Consider the following 18,093-nt stretch of genomic DNA (forward strand, 5'->3'; position numbering starts at 1 on the left):
GAGGGGTATTTTGGATGAATTTACCTAAACGGAAAATGAAGAATCCTATTGTATCAATGGTTTGAGAGTTTTTTTTAGGAATATACTGGATTGATTTTTACAAAACTGTAATGTATCTGTTGTTCTTTTTTATAATAAAGTAACATATTTTTAATATTGTAGCGGACAAAAAAGCGGCTATCTCTTTACATAGACGAAGGAGATAGCCGTTTTCCTATTATTACGTATGTTACGAGTTATTACGAGTTGGTTTCAATTGCTTCTAATAATAAATCTACAATGTGAATTCCTCTCATTTTATGAGAAAGTCCTTCTCGTTCAATGCCTAATTTCATTTGTAGTAGACAACCTGGATTTGCAGTAACAATAGTTGCTGCTTCTGTTTCATGTACACGGTCCATTTTATAATCTAGAAATTCCATGGATAGTTCTGAATGAACAATATTGTAAATACCAGCAGAACCACAGCAGCGATCCGCATCTTTCATTTCACGATATGTTGCGCCTTGAATTGCTTCTAGTAACATACGAGGTTCTGAAGATGTTCGCATAACATTGCGTAAATGACAAGAGTCTTGATACGTAATAATTTGCGATGGAAGTCGTAAGTCATTTCGTTTATGGAAATCTAGTTCTACTAGAATAGCAGTAATATCTTTAATTTTAGAAACAAACTGCTTTGCGCGTTCAGCCCACTGTGGATCATCTTTTAAAAGATAATCGTAGTCTACGAGGTAAGCTCCGCAACCACCTGCATTCGTAATAATATAGTCGATATTTAAATCTTCGAATGCTTTTATATTTCGTTTCGCTAATTCTTTCGCTCCGCTCTTTTCACCAGCATGCCCATGTAATGCACCGCAGCAACTTTGTGTTTTCGGAATAACGATATCACAACCAGCTAACTGAAGAAGTTTCATTGTTGCGTTATTTGTTTCTAAAAACATCGTATCCATTAAACAGCCTGTGAAGAATGCAACTTGTTTCTTTTTTGTACTTTCAGCAGGTAAAAATGCAGGACGATCTTTCATTGCTTTCATTTTAGGGACTTTTGGTAAAACGAGATCCATTGTTGCAAGTGTTTCAGGGAATAACTTCATAATACCCATTTTATGTGTTAGTGTTTGTAAACCAGAACGTTGGTAAAATCCGATTAACCCTGTTAATGTTCTCATTCGATTTTGATGCGGGAAGAGCCCTTCAAAAACGACTTTACGAACGGCTCTCACTGGCACCGAGAACTTTTTGTTTTGATTTATAATATCACGAGCTTCTTCTAATAAATGTCCGTAATTTACACCTGATGGACAAACAGGTTCACAAGCACGGCAGCCAAGGCAAACATTCAATGTATTTTCAACATCTTCATCTGGTTCAATTAAACCGTCAACGACCGCTTTCATTAATGCAATACGTCCTCGTGGTGAATGTGATTCTTTATATCCAGATTGAATGTAAGTAGGACAAGTAGGTAAACAGAAACCGCATCGCATACAGTTTAGTAGTTCATCTTCACTTAATCTTTCTTTAAATTCTTTTTGAATGTTTTCTTTATTTAATGTTGTCATCGCTCAACCACCACTCTTTTGCGAGTGTCTTTCGCGAACATCTTGCCAGGGTTCATAATGTTATTTGGATCGAAGGCTTGTTTAATTCCTTGCATGGCAGCAATACCTTCTTTACCTAATTTCATTTCTAAATAAGGAGCTTTCATCGCACCAACACCATGTTCACCAGTAATTGTGCCACCAAGTTCAATTGCTTTCGCAAATATTTCAGCAAAAGCTTGTTCAGCTCGGTGCATCTCTTCTTCATTACGAGCATCTGTCATACAAGTTGGGTGTAGGTTGCCATCGCCAGCATGCCCAAACGTACAAATAGGAATATTATATTTTTTTGCAATGGCATTAATAGCTTCAACCATCGGAGCTATTTGTGAGCGTGGTACCGTTGCATCTTCTAATATTGTAGTAGGTTTTAATCTTGCAAGTGCTGATAGTGCACTACGGCGAGCTGTCCGAAGCGCATCTGCTTCCGCTTCATCTTTTGCAATGCGAACATCGACTGCATTCATAGAGCGGCAAACGTTAGCCATTTTTTCAATATCTCGATGGACAACTTCAGGTGGACCGTCTTGTTCAATTAATAAAATTGCTTTTACATCAGTTGGTAAACCGATTTGTGCAAACTCTTCTACTACTTCAATTGTCGGCTGGTCTAAAAACTCAAGTGTCGCTGGAATGATTTTATTTGCAATAATAGAAGAAACAGCACGTGCAGCTTCATTAATATCTTCATATAGTGCAAGCATCGTTTTCTTCGTTTCAGGCATAGGAACAAGTTTTAATATTGCTTCTGTTACGACGCCAAGTGTTCCTTCAGAACCGATAAATAAACGAGTTAAATCGTAACCGGCTACATCTTTTGCTAATTTACCGCCAGTACGAATAATATCGCCATTTGGTAAGACAAGTTCAAGACCCATCACATAATCACGTGTTACGCCATATTTTAATCCGCGTAATCCACCTGAGTTTTCATTAATGTTACCGCCGATTGTAGAAATTTTCATCGAGCTTGGATCTGGTGGATAAAATAAACCTTTTTCTTCTACCGCTTTAATAATATCAAGTGTAATTACACCAGCTTGTACAGTAATTGTTAAATTCTCTTCATCAATTTCTAAAATGTTATTCATATGGCGGAAGATAAGGACGATACCGCCTTCAAGTGGACATGTCCCCGCGCAAAGGTTTGTTCCAGAACCACGAACATATACAGGAATTTTGTGAGTGTTACATATTTTTAACACTTCAGCTACTTCATTTGTATTACGAGGAGCAATGACTGCATCAGGCATTGCTTGGAAGTTTGGAGTGGCATCATAACTATACGTTAAACGCCCCATATTGGATGTATCTACATTATCTTCACCAACAATGGATACGAATGAATGAATAATTTGCTTTTCTAACATTGGAAATCCCCCTCAAACTGTTAACGTATTTAGTCATCATAAAAAACGTTGTAACAGTGCTTTCATTATAATGATAAAAAAGTTGAGGGATTCTTTCTATGTATAATCATCTAAAGATTAATCTTTTTTATCATTCTTTTTTGTTTGATTATCTAATAAGAGGAGCGAGAAGTATAAAATGTTTAAGTCTTTGAATTGTTTCGGGTCAAGTCCTGTATGCTCCTCAACCTTTTTAAGTCTGTAATGCAATGTGTTAATGTGTATATGTAATTGTTCAGCTGTTTGTTTATAGGATTGGTTATAATCAATAAATAAGCGTAAAGTGTGCATAAGCTCAGGAGATGATAGTAAGTTTTCGATAGTACGCCTTAGAAACTGTTCCCGCGTTTCAGCAGAAATATCTTGTAAGCACATTTCTAAACGTAAATCTTCATTAAATACAATTTTTTTCGTTTCAAGTGATACGGAAAGAGCTTGTAATGCTTGTTCGTACGATAAGTTCATATTGCTTGGTGTAACGGATTGTCCAATCCCAATATATAAAGGAATAGAAAACAAAGTTTCACAGTCTTGTTTTAATCTTTTTAAAAATTGATACGTTTGCTCTTTGGAGTTTGTGGCTGTAAATAAAATGAATCGATCATTTCCCCAACGAACAAATAGATGCTCCTTTGTTAATAGATTGCGTACGTGTTGCCAAATCTTACGCTGAAGCATTGTGTCATTTTGATCGATAGAGAACAAAATAAGTTGTTTCTTCTTATATAAATCAATACCAAGTGTTTTTGCGCGATCGAGAAAGCTTGGAGACCAGTCTGTATTTTGAAGCCAATCAAAGACAAATGCTTCATAAGAACGGTGTTCAAGTTCTAGTTGTTCTAAAAAGTAGTTTTCGTGAATGAGTAGTTCGGTCATTTTACGTAATATTTCTCCGTATTGTGAAATGTTTTCAGGTTCGCCTGTAATTCCAATGACACCAATTACTTCGTCATGAAATAGTAAGGGGAGGTTCATACCCGCCTTTACGCCTTGCAAACGTCGTTCATCTTCTTTTGTAATAATGACAGTTTTCTTTTGTTTCGCGCATCGGAGTGCACCTTCATGAAATTGGCCGATTCTTTCTACATCTGTACTTGCGATAATAACGCCTTGTATATTAATGATAATGATATTTTCTTTAATTAATCTGCGTACTTCTCGTACAATTTTATTCGCTAAATCAGGAAAAAGCATAATTTGCACACCTCAAATTCTATTTGTTGTACATTATATATGTAAATGAAGTAAGAAAGGAAAATTTCACACTTTCCACACATTTATTTGTTATTTTACAATTATAACGAAATCATCCGAAGATGGAGGGAATCTTTTGAGAAAGTATGTTTTTCTTCTCTGTTTTTTATTTCTATTAGTAGGGTGTCAAGGAAGTTCATATACACCGATTGCTAAAGATAAAAGTGTTATTATAACAACGAATATAAAAGAAGGTAGTATTAGTTTTGTTGATGAAAAAACTAAAAAGTTAATTACGACATGGGAACTTAATGAACCAATGGCAGGAGTTGCACTACTTCCAAACGGTGAGGACATACTTGTATATGGCAAGCAGTTAGAGTACATGTATGTATATTCACTAGCAGAAGGAAGGCAAGTGGACAAATATAAAACGGGAAAAGGCATTGTAAATGTGATTGTATCCGAGGATAAAAAACAATTATTTGCTGCCGATCAAACTGCCCAAAAGGTAAGGTTCTTTACGATAAAAGGGAAAGAGACAGGGAGTGTATCAACAGGAAAAGGACCAATTACGATGGTAGAGCACGATAACCAGTTATCTGTATTAAACTTTTATGATACGAAGCTAACGACCATTGATACAAAGAAAAAAGAAGTGATACAATCCTTTATGATTCCCCCAGCATCAACGGGAGCGACAATTAGCCCAGATGGGAAAGAAATATGGATTGGCGGACATGGTGATGGAAATCAAGTCAATGAAAAAGTATTAGTGTATTCATTGCAGAGCGGAGAAATGGTACGTTCTTTACATGCTCCGTTTATGCCTGTGAATATAACGAAGGATAATAAGAATGTATATGCATTAAGTCACGGTTCGAATACGCTTAGAAAGTTTGATGTTAGCACGTATAAAGAGGTGGCTTCTGTAGAAGTAGGATCGAATCCATTTGCATTTTTGAAGAGCGGAGCAGAAGGATACGTAGCAAGCTATGATAGTGATGAAGTGTGTGTCATGGATATGAAGAGCTTGAAAATAAAACGAACAATTAAAGTCGGAAAAGGGCCGTTTCAACTCATAGAGAGGGAAGGGAAGGACAATGAGTAAATATAGGGTGCTAGTTGTAGATGATGAAAGTGATATGAGGCAGCTTGTTGGAATGTACTTAGATAATTTCGGATACGAGTGGGGAGAAGCTGAAAATGGAAAAGAGGCTCTAAAAAAATTAGAGACTGATCATTATGATTTCGTTGTATTAGATATTATGATGCCAGAGATGGATGGACTTTCAGTTTGTAAAGAAATTAGAAAAACGTCGGATGTACCAATTATATTTTTAACAGCAAAAGGTGAAGAGTGGAATAGGGTGAACGGCTTGCGTATGGGAGCAGATGATTATATTGTAAAGCCTTTTAGTCCTGGAGAACTAATTGCTCGTATGGAAGCTGTGCTAAGACGTTATACAAAGCAAGAGCAACAAGAAGAGATTCGGTTTGGACCGATACTTATTAATGAAAAAAGTAGGAAGATTGAGGCTGATGGTGAGCCGATTTCTCTTACAGTAAAAGAGTTTGATTTACTCTATTTTCTTTGCCAACATACGGGACAAGTATTTAGCCGGGAACAATTGCTGGAAAAGGTATGGGGATATGATTATGCCGGAAGTACAAGAACAGTGGATACGCACGTGAAAACGATGCGTTTGAAGCTTGGAGAAAGTGGAAACTACATTCAAACGGTTTGGGGTGTAGGCTATAAATTTGAGGTGTAACGTATGTTTACGATGGTACAGAAGCTTTGGCTTACAGTAGTATGTGCAGTATGTGTAACAGTTTCCTTTCTTTATTTTGTATCTTTATACTCGTATGAAAAACTATACGTTGATAATTTAAAAGATTCATTAGTAATGGAAGGGAAACGTCTTGCTGCGCAATATGATAAGCGTGAAGGAATAGCAACTTTTGAAGAGAAAGTAAGAGCATTTGATCAAATATCTAGTTCAGATGTTCTTTTCGTATCTAATCCGCGTGATTTAAGCGCGTGTTTACCTTTTGATGTGCATCATCATTCTCTTATAAGTGAAGGGGACAGGCAAGCATTATTAGATGGAAAAACTGTGACAAAGATAGGGTATGAGGAACATTTTGACCGAAATATTATGGGGGTTGTCATCCCTGTTTTAGAAAATAAAAAGTTAGTTGGCATTGTATATTCTTATATTCCTTTAAAAAGTATAAAAGACTTAATATATGATATGGGCCTTATTTTAGCACCATTAGCACTTGCTATGACTTTACTGACAATATGGATTGGTAGAAAGATTATTATTGCTATTACGAGACCGCTTTCGCAAATGGAACGAGTTGCCAATCATTTGGCTACGGGAGATTTCTCAGAACGGATTACAATTTCTTCCGAAGATGAAATTGGACGATTAGGAAAAGCATTTAATAAAATGGCAAATTCTTTAGAGACAGAAGACGTAAAGCGTAAGGAATTTTTAGCTAACGTTTCGCATGAACTAAGAACACCGCTTAGTTATATAAAAGGATATAGTGAAGCTATTTTAGATGGTGTAGCGAAGGGACCACAGCAGGAAAAAGTAACACAGCTCATTCATAAAGAAGCGGGTCGTATGCAGCGTCTCGTTCATGATTTATTAGATTTAGCACAATTAGAAGGTGAACATTTTCCGTTAAAGAAACAACCTATCGTTTTTTCACAACTGATTGAAGATGTGTTAGATACGTATGAGATTAAGTTTATAGAAAAGAAAATTCGTATTTCAACAAATTTAAATCCAGAAATCATTGTAATGATTGATGAGGATCGTATGCAACAAGTGCTTCATAACGTGTTAGATAATGCGATACGGTATACAAATCAAAATGGGGATATTGTGATAACACTCAGGCAGATAGATGATTACTGTGAATTAAACATAAAAGATACAGGAATCGGTATTGAAAAAGAGCATTTAGAAAATCTTGGTGAACGTTTTTACCGCGTTGATAAAGCGAGAAGTCGTCAACATGGTGGAACAGGTTTAGGCCTTGCCATTGTCAGACAAATTGTTCATATACATGATGGACAGTGGCGAATTGAAAGTGAAAAAGGGCATGGAACGACGGTTAGTATTAAATTGAAAATACAAGTTGAAGAAAGCATGTTCTAACGTGAAGGACATGCTTTTCTTCATGAGTGCAATGAATAGAGGAATAAATATAAATTAATATCAAATAAATATTAAAAATTTGACGATTTTATGAACAAAACATTTGTACTTCTTACCAATTCGTTCTAAAATAGTTATGATGCAAAGTTCTTATAAATCGTTTCAATTGTTGTTTGGAAGATACTGAGGTGATTTAACTGGAGTACAAATCTATTAAACCGAAAAAGATTTACGAAGAAGTATCTGAAGCTATTTTAACAATGATTAAAAATGGTACGTTAAAACCTGGTGACAAACTACTTCCTGTACATCAATTAGCTGAGCAGTTTCAAGTGGGTAGATCTGCTGTTCGTGAAGCGCTAAGTGCGCTAAGAGCAATGGGCTTAATTGAGATGAAACAAGGAGAAGGTACATATGTGAAGAATTTCGATTCTTCTTCATTAACAAAATCATTAAACAATAAATTATTAATGAAGAAAGAAGATATTTTAAACTTATTAGAAGTACGAAAGGTGCTTGAAGTGGGGGCAGTTCGAGCAGCTGCGGCAAAACGTACGGAAGATAATTTGCAAAATATGAAGCATTGGTTAGATGAAATGGTAAAGAGCATTGGAGATGAAAAGGCTGGCGAAAAAGCAGATTTTCAGTTCCATATGGGAATTGCGGAGTCTTCGCATAACAACATTTTGCTTGAACTCATGAATCATGTTTCAGAGATGATTGCTGAAACGATTGGTGAATCAAGACGCATTATTTTATATGGTGAACAAACAACATCAGAACGACTTATAGAAGAGCATCAAGTTATATATGATGCAGTGTTAAAGCAAGATGTAGAATTAGCGCAGCAAGCAATGCTAGATCATTTAACAAATGTAGAACATATTGTCACAGGTAAAAACGATATAAATTCGTAATTTAATCTTTTAAAAATCAAATTTTTTGATAAAATAGAGAAAGATTAAGTAAGCGTTTTCTTTAGAAGAGGGAGAGGATAGGCCATGGTTGAGCCTACTTCTTCTTTCCTTAGTCATCTGATGACCATACGTTTATTGGTGGAGTTGTAAAAAGGGGGAGTAATAATTATGAAAGTTACTTTATTTGTTACTTGTTTAGTCGATATGTTTGAAACAAACGTCGGCAAAGCAACAGTTGAAGTGTTGGAGCGTTTAGGTTGTGAAATTGAATTTCCAGAAGCACAAGTTTGTTGTGGTCAGCCTGCTTATAATAGCGGCCATGTAGAAGCAGCAAAAGAAGCGATGAAACATATGATTGAAACTTTCGAAGATGCAGAATATATCGTTACACCATCTGGTTCTTGTGCGACAATGTTTCATGAGTATCCGCATGTTTTTAAAGATGATCCGAAGTGGGCTAAACGTGCACAAAAGGTTGCTGATAAAACATATGAATTTACACAATTTATTGTAGATGTTTTAAAAGTGACAGATGTTGGTGCAAGCTTACCAGGGATAGCTACTATTCATAAATCTTGTCATATGACACGCCTGCTTGGAGTAAAAGAGGCACCAGGAATTTTATTATCAAATGTAAAAGGATTAACTGTGAGAGAACTGCCAAACGAACAAAATTGTTGTGGGTTTGGGGGAACGTTTTCAGTGAAGATGACTCCAATTTCTGAGCAAATGGTAGATGAGAAGGTAGATAGTGCAATGGAAACAGGTGCTGATTATTTAATCGGTGCAGATTGTGGGTGTTTGTTAAACATTGGCGGACGTATTGAGCGTTTAGGAAAAGAAATAAAAGTAATGCATATTGCTGAGGTACTAAATAGTCGCTCATGAAGGGGGAACATAAGCTATGTCTATGAAAATCAGTGAGAAAAAATTTAATGATCGCGTTGGCGATGGAATTCAAGATTCTTTTATGCGCGGAGCAGTATCTTCTGCGCAAACGCGCTTATATACGAATCGCTTAAAAGCAGCGGAAGAATTAGGAAATTGGGAAGAGTGGCGTGAACTAGGTGAACAAATTCGCCAACATACGTTAGAAAATCTTGATTATTACTTAATGCAGTTAAGTGAAAATGTATCAAAAAGAGGCGGACATGTGTACTTTGCGAAAACGAAAGAGGAAGCAGCAAAGTATATTCAAGACGTTGCAAAAAAGAAACAAGCGAAGAAAGTTGTAAAATCAAAATCAATGGTAACTGAAGAAATTAGTATGAATCATGCCCTTGAAGAGATTGGTTGTGAAGTGTTAGAAAGTGACTTAGGAGAGTATATCTTGCAAGTAGATAACGATCCACCTTCACATATTATTGCGCCCGCACTTCATAAAAACAGAACGCAAATTCGTGATGTATTTAAAGAAAAGCTTGGCTATGAAAATTCTGATGATCCATATGAAATGACAAAGTTTGTTCGTAAACAACTTCGTGAGAAATTTATGGATGCAGAAATTGGTGTGACAGGTTGTAACTTTGCAGTTGCAAATACTGGCTCTCTTTGTTTAGTAACGAACGAAGGTAATGCCGATCTTGTTATGTCGATTCCGAAAACTCAAATTGCAGTAATGGGTATGGAACGTATGGTTCCGACAATGGAAGAATTAGATGTTTTAGTTGGTTTACTATGTCGTAGTGCAGTAGGGCAAAAATTAACAAGTTATGTAACTGTAGCGGGACCAATCCAAGAAGAGGAAGTAGATGGACCAGAAGAATTCCACTTAGTTGTTGTTGATAATGGCCGCTCTCAAATTCTTGGGTCTGAATTCCGCTCAGTATTGCAATGTATTCGTTGTGCTGCTTGTGTTAACGTATGTCCTGTATATCGTCACGTTGGTGGACATTCGTATGGTTCTATATACTCAGGACCAATCGGTGCGGTATTAACACCACTTTTAGGTGGATACGATGATTACAAAGAGCTTCCATATGCCTCTAGTTTATGCGGAGCGTGTACAGAAGCTTGTCCAGTAAAAATACCATTGCATGATTTATTATTAAAACATCGTCAAGTAATTGTTGAGCAAGAAGGACGTGCACCACTTGCAGAAAAATTAGCAATGAAAATGTTTAGTATGGGTGCATCTTCAGCAGCTTTATATAAAATGGGATCAAAAATGGCGCCAGCAGCAATGAGTCCATTTACATCGGGCAACCGTGTATCAAAAGGTGTTGGGCCACTTAAAAACTGGACAGATATTCGTGAATTCCCGGCTCCAAGTAAAGAACGATTCCGTGATTGGTATAAAGATCATAAGAAAGGCGGGGACAAATAATGACAGGATTAATTCAAAACCGTGAGTCCTTTCTAGATAATATTGCAAAAGAACTTGGACGTGAGCGGAAAACGGAAGGCGTAAAGCGTCCAGCATGGAAAAGTAATGTGAATGTAGAAACGCTAAAAGATTATTCAAAAGAAGAATTGTTAGAAGTATTTAAAAATCAATGTACAAACATTCATACAACTGTAGTAGAAACGACAAACGACCGTTTACGTGAAGATATTCAAAAAGTAATCGTGGAAAACGGCGGGGGACCTATTATGTTATCGGCAGACGAACGTTTTGATTCTTATGGATTGACTTCTTTATTTAAAGAAGAGCTTCCAAAGCAAAATGTTGAAGTGAATGTATGGGATCCTGAGAAAAAAGAAGAGAATATGCGTATCGCAGAAAGAGCGAATATTGGAATCGCATTTAGTGATTATACTTTAGCTGAATCTGGTACGATTGTTGTACAAAGTCATAAAGGCCAAGGTCGTTCTTTACACTTTTTACCGACTGTATACTTTGCTATTATTCCACGTGAAACACTTGTGCCTCGTATTACACAAGCAGTTCAGGATATGAACACACGTGTAGAAAATGGCGAGGCAGTAGCATCTTGTATTAACTTTATTACAGGACCTAGTAACTCGGCAGATATTGAAATGAATCTTGTTGTCGGAGTACACGGACCATTAAAAGCAGTATATTTCATCGTATAAAAGAGGGGAAAGCAGGCCAGAAAATGGCCTGCTTTTTTAATAGAATAGAAATAATATGAAGTAGAATTTCTCTCCTTTTTTTGCTATGTTCTTCTGGAAAGGAGAGGAAGGGATGTTCACTTATTTATATGCATTGTTAGTGGGGATGGTGTTTGGTTCTTTTTTTATGTTAATTGCGATGAGAGTACCACTTGGTGAGTCTATCATTACCCCGCGTTCACATTGTCATTATTGTAAGTATGTGCTAAAGCCAAAAGAATTGATTCCAATCATTTCTTTTTGTATACAAAGAGGACGTTGTACGAATTGTAAGAGGAAAATTTCAATTTTGTACGTAGTATTTGAACTTGTAACAGGAATGATATTTCTTCTTACTGTATATATGATTGGGGTGGAACGGGAGCTTATCATCATTTTATCGCTTTTTTCTCTACTTCTTATTATTTCAGTTACAGATTACATATATATGTTAATCCCCAATCGTATTTTAGCTTGGTTTGCCTGTTTACTTATTTTAGAATGTGTTTTTGTGCCGTTAGTGACTTGGACAGATAGTATAGTTGGTAGTGGCGTTATATTCATTTTGTTATATTGCATGCAAAAGATATATCCAGAAGGGCTTGGTGGAGGAGATATAAAATTACTTTCGTTACTTGGATTTATAGTGGGACTGAAAGGGATTTTTATGATCTTATTTTTAGCATCTTGCTTTAGTCTTTGTTTCTTTGGAGTTGGTATAGTATTAAAACGTATGAAAATGAGGAGCCAAATTCCGTTCGGTCCTTTTATTAGCCTTGGGGCAATATGTTACATGTTGTTCACGTATACAAAATAGAGAGAGGATAGAACATGAATGTATATATGGATGATCAAAGAAGTTGTCCGTACGGGTATGTGCCCGCCACTACAGTAGAATGTGCCTTGCAAATGGTTCGGGATTATGATGTGAATATTCTTTCCCTTGATTTTAATATGGGATGGGGGAAAAGAAATGGATTAGATTTTGTAGAGGCTTTTTGTAAAGAGGGTTTATATGTAAATGAAATTCACCTTCATACGAATGATGTCATCGGTATGCACAAGATGAAACAGAGAATTAATAAGGGAAAGGAAGAAGGCGAAATTAATCCGCACCTTGTTGTTAAATATGTGGGGAGCTAAAAACTCCAAAGTTTTACTTTGGAGTTTTTAATGTTTCATATGTGCTTGTAACGGAATGATTTCTTCTTGTTGAGCCGCTACTAATTCAGTTTCTTCTTGTTTCACGTCAGGTGCTTTCTTTGTTAAGTAATGGTATACCATGCCGACAAAGACGGACCCGCCAATAATGTTACCGATTGTAACTGGAATTAAGTTATGAATAGCACCTGCAAAAGAAATTGTCTCCGGATGCGGTGAAACTAAAGATAGAGCAAACAGTGATAAGTTTGCAATGCTATGCTCGTAACCAGATAAGAAGAATGTGAAAACGAGTAGCATCATCATCATAATTTTTGCTGTATCACCTTTAACTTGAGAAGGTAAGAAACACGCAAGACATACAAGCCAGTTACATAAAATTGCTTTAAAGAATAATTGCATTGTAGGTGTATTCATTTTTCCTTCTACTACTTTATTCATGAAATGGCCGTGATCAATTGCTTCGAAAATTCCAGTTGCATAAAATAGTAAGGCAAAGAATAAAGCTCCAGCTAAATTCCCTGCATAACAAGCGACCCAGTTACGAAGTGTATCAGAAATCGTTGTTTCTTTTCTTAAAGTTGCTACAGTAAAGTACATTGTGTTTCCAGTAAACAATTCAGCACCGCCATATATAATAAGTACGAGGGCAATTCCGAAAAACATAGAAGCAGCTAAATAAGTTGCCGGTGAATCTGCAATGTGAAAAAAGTTACCTAATTTAAAACATAGTACAATAATAAAACCGATATAAATACCCGCAAGTGCGGCACGAATGAAATATTGCATCGGGTTTGTATCTAGCATTTGTTTTTTGCTCTTAGCCAGTTTGACAACATAATCTATTCCTTGCTCTAGCATGAGTAATACGCTCCTTTAGTACATCATCTATAAATACTCCTTATATGAATAAAGTACATGGAATTGTTCTTAGTTTCAATAAGTTTGTGCAATGTTTCACAAAAAGGACATACATATATCGAGAAAACGCTTACAAATGGTAGTATAATAGAATTTTTTCTGGACATTGAGAGGGGAAGGGAAAAAGAAAAAGCGCTGTAATTACAGCGCTTTTTCGTCTAAATTCTTTTCTACTTTTACTTCTACTTCTTTCGAGAAGAACCAACCGCCAACTGCGATTCCCACTAATACAATCCAGAATGTAAGCTTCCATAGTGTAGATTCTGGGAATGAATGCGGAATTACATTTAATGCAGGGTGCGCTAATGTATAAACTGCTAGTTTCACACCAACCCAACCTACAATTAAGAATGCTGCAGTTTCAAGTCCTGGTTTACGTTTTAAGATTTGTACGAAAGCAGTTGCTGCAAATCTCATGATGATTAACCCGATAAGTCCACCTACAAAGATAACAACGAATTGCCCAGTATCAAGACTACCAATTGTACCTAATCCTGTTTTTGGTAAAGTCATTGCTAACGCAACTGCAGCTAAAATTGAATCAACTGCGAAGGCGATATCAGCAACCTCAACTTTAAATACAGTCCACCAAAAGTTCTCTTGTTTTTTCTTTGCTTCTTTTTCTTCTGTTTCTTCATCCGTATTCTTTTTAACATACGTTTTAAATAAGTGATTACCAGCTATAAACATAAGGTAAATGGCACCGATTGCTTGCACTTGCCATACGTCGACTAAGAACGAGATCATAAATAACGATCCGAATCGGAAAACAAATGCCCCCGCTAATCCGTAAAATAATGCTTTCTTTCGTTTTTCTTCTGGTAAATGTTTTACCATAATTGCAAGAACGAGAGCGTTATCAGCCGCTAAAATCCCCTCTAGTGCAATTAGGATGAGTAATACCCAACCATACTCCAATAATAATGATACATCCATGTACATTCTCCTCTCATTTCTATAAGTACTAAATAAGTGAAGAATTTCCCCACTATTTAGTTTCCCCATACTCCTGCCTATTAACTTTGGAAGAATTTGGAAATTAATACAAAAAAGACCTCTGCCGTTAATAGGCAAAGGTCTTGCTAGACATATGTAATGAAAATGCCAACAAAGCCGGAAGAACTAAGTTCTACGTAATGACGACTTTGTTTCCAAGAAATATTCTTGGACGCTACTCCCCTTTGGAGATATGCTATTGTACTCTCATTATATGGATAATGTATACGGTTGTCAACCTGTTAAAATATCTTCATTCGGATATTTTATTTTTCGGTTCTTTTTACGTGCAAATGAAAAAGCCAATGTTAAAGGTCCCATTTTCCCAAAAAACATCATAAAGATGATAATAGCTTTTCCGATCATAGTTAAGTGTGGTGTGAAATTCATACTGAGACCGACAGTCCCAAATGCAGAAAATACTTCGAAAGCACTCATCAATAGAGGAACTCGCTCAGTAATACTTAAAATTAAAATAGCAAAAAAGATAAATGAAATGGAAATAATAGTGATGGTCAATGCTTTGACAATGAGAGTATCTTTAATAGATTTTTTAAAAACGACAATATCATCTTGTTCTTGTAAAAATTTAAATACCCCAAAAAACATGATTAAAAATGTTGTTAACTTAATTCCACCACCGGTTGAAGCACTACCAGCGCCAATAAACATAAGGAGCATCATTAATAGTAGGGAGGGCTTTGATAATGCAGAAATATCAACTGTATTAAACCCGGCAGTACGAGTTGAAACCGCCTGGAAATAAGCGGCCATTCCTTCTTCAAATGGGGTAAATCCTCTCATAGAAAGGGAATTGTGGAACTCGAATATAAAAATAAAAACAGTCGCAATAATATTGACGATTAGAGTAGAAGAGAGCATAAGTTTTGAGTGTAATGTAAGGTTTTTAAAATTTTTCTTTCTTTTTATATCTACGATTACTGTAAAACCAATCCCACCTAAAATAATGAGGGAGGAAATAACGAGATTGACAAGAATGCTATGAGAATGGGACATTAAATTATCGCTCCACACAGAAAAACCAGCATTGTTAAAAGCAGAGATTGAATGAAAAAAACTATAATAGATCCCTTTAGCAATCCCGTATTTTGGTACCCATTCAAAAGAAAGAATCAAAGTAGCGATACATTCGACTGTAAAAGAGAATAAAAATAATGCTTTGGCAAGACGAATGACACCACCAATGTTCGTTTGGTTTAACGCTTGTTGCAGTAAAATTCGGTTTTGAAGACCAATTTTTCTGCCGAGCATAATCGCAATTAAAACGGCAAAGCTCATAATGCCAAGTCCCCCTACTTGTATAAGCGTTAAAATGACACACTGTCCAAACAAAGTAAATACTTTTCCGGTGTCTACAACACCAAGCCCAGTAACAGTACAAGCAGAAACTGTTGTAAATAAAGCGTCGATCCATGAAATAGAAGTTGTTGTAGCAATTGGTAGTTTTAATAAGCATGTACCGATAACTGATAACATAATAAAAGACAAAGTAAGAACACGGGGAGGACTCATGCTAATATTAATCCGTTTCATGTCACATATCGTTCCTTTCAGTTTGCTCTTACTAGTATGTGAAAAAGCACGATTATGTATGTTAAAAATAGAAAGAGGCAGAGAATATCTGCCTCTAAGCCATAGGTTATTGTATTATCCACGTAATTGTTGTTGAGCTAAAGCGACTAGTCGTTTCGTTACTTCACCGCCAACTGAACCGTTAGAACGAGATGCTGTATTAGAACCTAAGCTAACACCGAATTCTTGTGCGATTTCATATTTAAATTGTTCAAGCGCTTGTTCTGCACCTGGAACTAGTAATTTGTTTGTTTTTACCATGTTGATACACATCCTTATGAGTAGTCCAATTCAGCTAAATACTTATCTAAACTGGTAACGTTATTTTATGTGGAAACGACGTACTCATACGCGGAAGTAATCGGTGTGATTAGAAGTTATTGGATAGAAAAAAGAGTAGCAAATTTGCTACTCTTTTTTCAGTATTGTCGCTGTACCTTCCACGACAATATCACCGGATTGATTATATATGTTTGTTTGCAACGTAATGATTTTTTTATCGTCTCGTTTTTTAATGACTTCTGCCACAACGCGAAGTGTATCACCGATTTTGACAGGAGCACGGAATGAAACGTTTTGAGATAAATAAATCGTGTTTTTGCCAGGGAGTTTCGTTCCAAGAATCGTCGAAATGAAACTGGAAACGAGCATGCCATGAGCAATACGTTCTTTAAACATTGTTGTTTTTGCAAAAGAATCTAAAATATGAATAGGATTCACATCTCCAGTTAATTTTGCAAAATTAATAACGTCCTCATCCGTAATAGTTTTTGTAAGGGATGCTTGATCACCGACTTGAATCTCATCATAACGAAGCTCCGGAACAGTTTGTGCTTCTTGAAATGGATTCATTTTGGCCTCCTTCTTTTCCATATCGAAAAATGCTAGCCATCTTGATGTAGTAGGAGGAAGAAAGAGTTTTGTTTGTGCTGCAGTTAGCTCCCACATTTTTCTTACTTGATGGAAGTAAATAAATTTTTTGAGTTTTCCTCGAACTGCTTTGCGAGTTCTAGTTGTTTGGACTTGAACTCTCCCAAAAAAACTTCTAACTGTTTTTGAACCTCTTCACGTTGTAATTGTTGTTGTTCAATAAATTGTTTTGTTGTTTCTTCAAATTGACCGCTAGTTTGAGTAAGAATAGACAAAGATGTTTTCGTAGGAGAAACAGTCAGTTGGTGCATTTGATTAGAAAGTTCATTCCATTTCCCTTGCCACTCGTTAATTTGATCATTTAAGGAGTTTCCAGTTAATTGCTTCACGTAATCTGTATATTGGTTATTGAACTGAGCAGTGAATTGTTGTAGTTCTTTTTCTAGTTCATCTACCCCTGATGTTAATTTATGCAAAGCGTCTTGTTGTTGTTTTAAAGTTTCTAAAGTAAGTTGCTCTAATTGTTTCCCAGCTGAAGAGAAGAGGGAAAGAGATTGAGACCAGTTTTTCCAAAATGCATCGACTAATTCGTATGGTTTAGTTTCCATTGTTTGACCTCCAAATGTTTTTTTGCATATTGTGAACGCAGATTACTCTGCTGTACCACCAGGTGAAGATGAAGAATCCTTTTCATCCTTTTCTGGAGAAGTAGAAAATGGAAAGAACGCATTGGTGTATAACGTAAAAAACGTCCGCAACATATTTTGATAATGTTCAAAAGAAGTTGCACATGTTGTTAAATATTGCTCTCCATATTCTGTTAAAGAATAAATTCGTTTCGCTGGCCCGCCTTCACTTGTATCCCAAGTGGAAGAAATGAGATTTTCTTTTTCTAACTTGCGCAATGTTCTATACACATTACCTTGGTCAACAGAAGAAAAGCCGATGTCCATTAGCATTTGAATGAGTTTGTAACCATGAAGACTCCAGTCTTTTAGACAGAGAAGTAAGAAAGGAACTAAGAAGTTTTTGGGCATGGAGTTTGGTTGTTTCGCTTGGTTTTTTTCCAAACTTTCTGGGTGTTCTGGTTCATTATGTAGCATGATTGTGCATCACCTCATGAATCAGTTAGATGGAATTTTTTTGCTTATAAGTGCAATTTACACCTATCTGTTTTTAATGTCAACACATT

At 36.1% G+C, this 18,093-nt stretch carries 19 protein-coding genes and 1 riboswitch; of the genes, 9 read left to right on the plus strand and 10 right to left on the minus strand.

Annotation, left to right across the window (positions count from 1 at the left end; genetic code table 11):
* Positions 1–239 precede the first annotated feature (239 nt).
* The 3 genes from ACU8YW_RS06590 to ACU8YW_RS06600 all read right to left on the minus strand — a co-directional run bounded on the left by ACU8YW_RS06590 (position 240) and on the right by ACU8YW_RS06600 (position 4,210).
* Complete coding sequence (locus ACU8YW_RS06590; RefSeq protein ID WP_097890405.1) at positions 240–1,568, minus strand: (Fe-S)-binding protein; 1,329 nt, start codon at positions 1,566–1,568, stop codon at positions 240–242.
* A complete protein-coding gene (gene glcD / locus ACU8YW_RS06595; protein ID WP_097890403.1) occupies positions 1,565–2,977 on the minus strand; it encodes a glycolate oxidase subunit GlcD in 1,413 nt (470 codons plus the stop codon). The genes ACU8YW_RS06590 and glcD overlap by 4 nt, the downstream gene beginning before the upstream one ends.
* A gap of 117 nt (positions 2,978–3,094) precedes the next feature.
* Entirely contained in the window at positions 3,095–4,210 is a 1,116-nt protein-coding gene (locus tag ACU8YW_RS06600; RefSeq protein WP_098230413.1) for a CdaR family transcriptional regulator, read from the minus strand.
* A gap of 136 nt (positions 4,211–4,346) precedes the next feature.
* Between ACU8YW_RS06600 and ACU8YW_RS06605 the strand changes: the two genes are divergently transcribed.
* The 9 genes from ACU8YW_RS06605 to ACU8YW_RS06645 all read left to right on the plus strand — a co-directional run bounded on the left by ACU8YW_RS06605 (position 4,347) and on the right by ACU8YW_RS06645 (position 12,503).
* Positions 4,347–5,321 (plus strand): YncE family protein, encoded by a 975-nt coding sequence (locus ACU8YW_RS06605; protein WP_097906771.1) that lies wholly within the window; start codon positions 4,347–4,349, stop codon positions 5,319–5,321.
* Positions 5,314–5,985, plus strand: a complete 672-nt coding sequence (locus ACU8YW_RS06610) for a response regulator transcription factor (RefSeq protein ID WP_088062562.1) — start codon at positions 5,314–5,316, stop codon at positions 5,983–5,985. The genes ACU8YW_RS06605 and ACU8YW_RS06610 overlap by 8 nt, the downstream gene beginning before the upstream one ends.
* Before the next feature lie 3 nt (positions 5,986–5,988).
* The gene (locus ACU8YW_RS06615; protein ID WP_426933903.1) at positions 5,989–7,389 is read left to right on the plus strand and encodes a sensor histidine kinase; all 1,401 of its coding nucleotides are present in this window, start codon (positions 5,989–5,991) and stop codon (positions 7,387–7,389) included.
* A gap of 227 nt (positions 7,390–7,616) precedes the next feature.
* Positions 7,617–8,306, plus strand: a complete 690-nt coding sequence (locus ACU8YW_RS06620; protein WP_255256195.1) for a FadR/GntR family transcriptional regulator — start codon at positions 7,617–7,619, stop codon at positions 8,304–8,306.
* Positions 8,307–8,474: 168 nt separating this feature from the next.
* On the plus strand, positions 8,475–9,194 hold the full coding sequence (gene lutA, locus ACU8YW_RS06625; protein WP_000869144.1) for a lactate utilization iron-sulfur protein LutA: 720 nt from the start codon (positions 8,475–8,477) through the stop codon (positions 9,192–9,194).
* Positions 9,195–9,210: 16 nt separating this feature from the next.
* The gene (locus ACU8YW_RS06630; protein WP_000061936.1) at positions 9,211–10,632 is read left to right on the plus strand and encodes a LutB/LldF family L-lactate oxidation iron-sulfur protein; all 1,422 of its coding nucleotides are present in this window, start codon (positions 9,211–9,213) and stop codon (positions 10,630–10,632) included.
* A complete protein-coding gene (locus ACU8YW_RS06635; RefSeq protein WP_000147203.1) occupies positions 10,632–11,342 on the plus strand; it encodes a LutC/YkgG family protein in 711 nt (236 codons plus the stop codon). Before ACU8YW_RS06630 ends, ACU8YW_RS06635 begins: the two co-directional genes overlap by 1 nt.
* A gap of 112 nt (positions 11,343–11,454) precedes the next feature.
* Positions 11,455–12,177, plus strand: coding sequence for a prepilin peptidase (locus ACU8YW_RS06640; RefSeq protein ID WP_000495730.1), 723 nt, complete (start codon positions 11,455–11,457; stop codon positions 12,175–12,177).
* A gap of 14 nt (positions 12,178–12,191) precedes the next feature.
* On the plus strand, positions 12,192–12,503 hold the full coding sequence (locus tag ACU8YW_RS06645; protein ID WP_048545036.1) for a cyclic-phosphate processing receiver domain-containing protein: 312 nt from the start codon (positions 12,192–12,194) through the stop codon (positions 12,501–12,503).
* 27 nt (positions 12,504–12,530) lie between these two features.
* On the opposite strand, the gene ACU8YW_RS06650 is transcribed toward ACU8YW_RS06645, so the two are convergent.
* The 7 genes from ACU8YW_RS06650 to phaQ form a co-directional block, all read right to left on the minus strand.
* On the minus strand, positions 12,531–13,382 hold the full coding sequence (locus ACU8YW_RS06650) for a formate/nitrite transporter family protein (protein WP_097890401.1): 852 nt from the start codon (positions 13,380–13,382) through the stop codon (positions 12,531–12,533).
* A gap of 201 nt (positions 13,383–13,583) precedes the next feature.
* Positions 13,584–14,378 (minus strand): MeeY/MeeF family manganese export membrane protein, encoded by a 795-nt coding sequence (locus tag ACU8YW_RS06655; protein WP_000383317.1) that lies wholly within the window; start codon positions 14,376–14,378, stop codon positions 13,584–13,586.
* 90 nt (positions 14,379–14,468) lie between these two features.
* Positions 14,469–14,634: riboswitch (yybP-ykoY riboswitch) on the minus strand.
* A 38-nt stretch (positions 14,635–14,672) separates the two neighbouring features.
* Complete coding sequence (locus tag ACU8YW_RS06660) at positions 14,673–15,992, minus strand: TrkH family potassium uptake protein (protein WP_087984798.1); 1,320 nt, start codon at positions 15,990–15,992, stop codon at positions 14,673–14,675.
* Between the two features lie 114 nt (positions 15,993–16,106).
* Complete coding sequence (locus tag ACU8YW_RS06665; RefSeq protein WP_000241212.1) at positions 16,107–16,292, minus strand: alpha/beta-type small acid-soluble spore protein; 186 nt, start codon at positions 16,290–16,292, stop codon at positions 16,107–16,109.
* Between the two features lie 147 nt (positions 16,293–16,439).
* Positions 16,440–16,883, minus strand: a complete 444-nt coding sequence (locus ACU8YW_RS06670; RefSeq protein ID WP_001067917.1) for a MaoC family dehydratase — start codon at positions 16,881–16,883, stop codon at positions 16,440–16,442.
* A 101-nt stretch (positions 16,884–16,984) separates the two neighbouring features.
* Positions 16,985–17,509 (minus strand): polyhydroxyalkanoic acid inclusion protein PhaP, encoded by a 525-nt coding sequence (gene phaP, locus ACU8YW_RS06675; protein ID WP_000448583.1) that lies wholly within the window; start codon positions 17,507–17,509, stop codon positions 16,985–16,987.
* A 42-nt stretch (positions 17,510–17,551) separates the two neighbouring features.
* Positions 17,552–18,004, minus strand: a complete 453-nt coding sequence (gene phaQ / locus ACU8YW_RS06680) for a poly-beta-hydroxybutyrate-responsive repressor (protein WP_000903018.1) — start codon at positions 18,002–18,004, stop codon at positions 17,552–17,554.
* Positions 18,005–18,093: the final 89 nt, after the last annotated feature.

It is taken from the genome of Bacillus pretiosus, assembly GCF_052947655.1.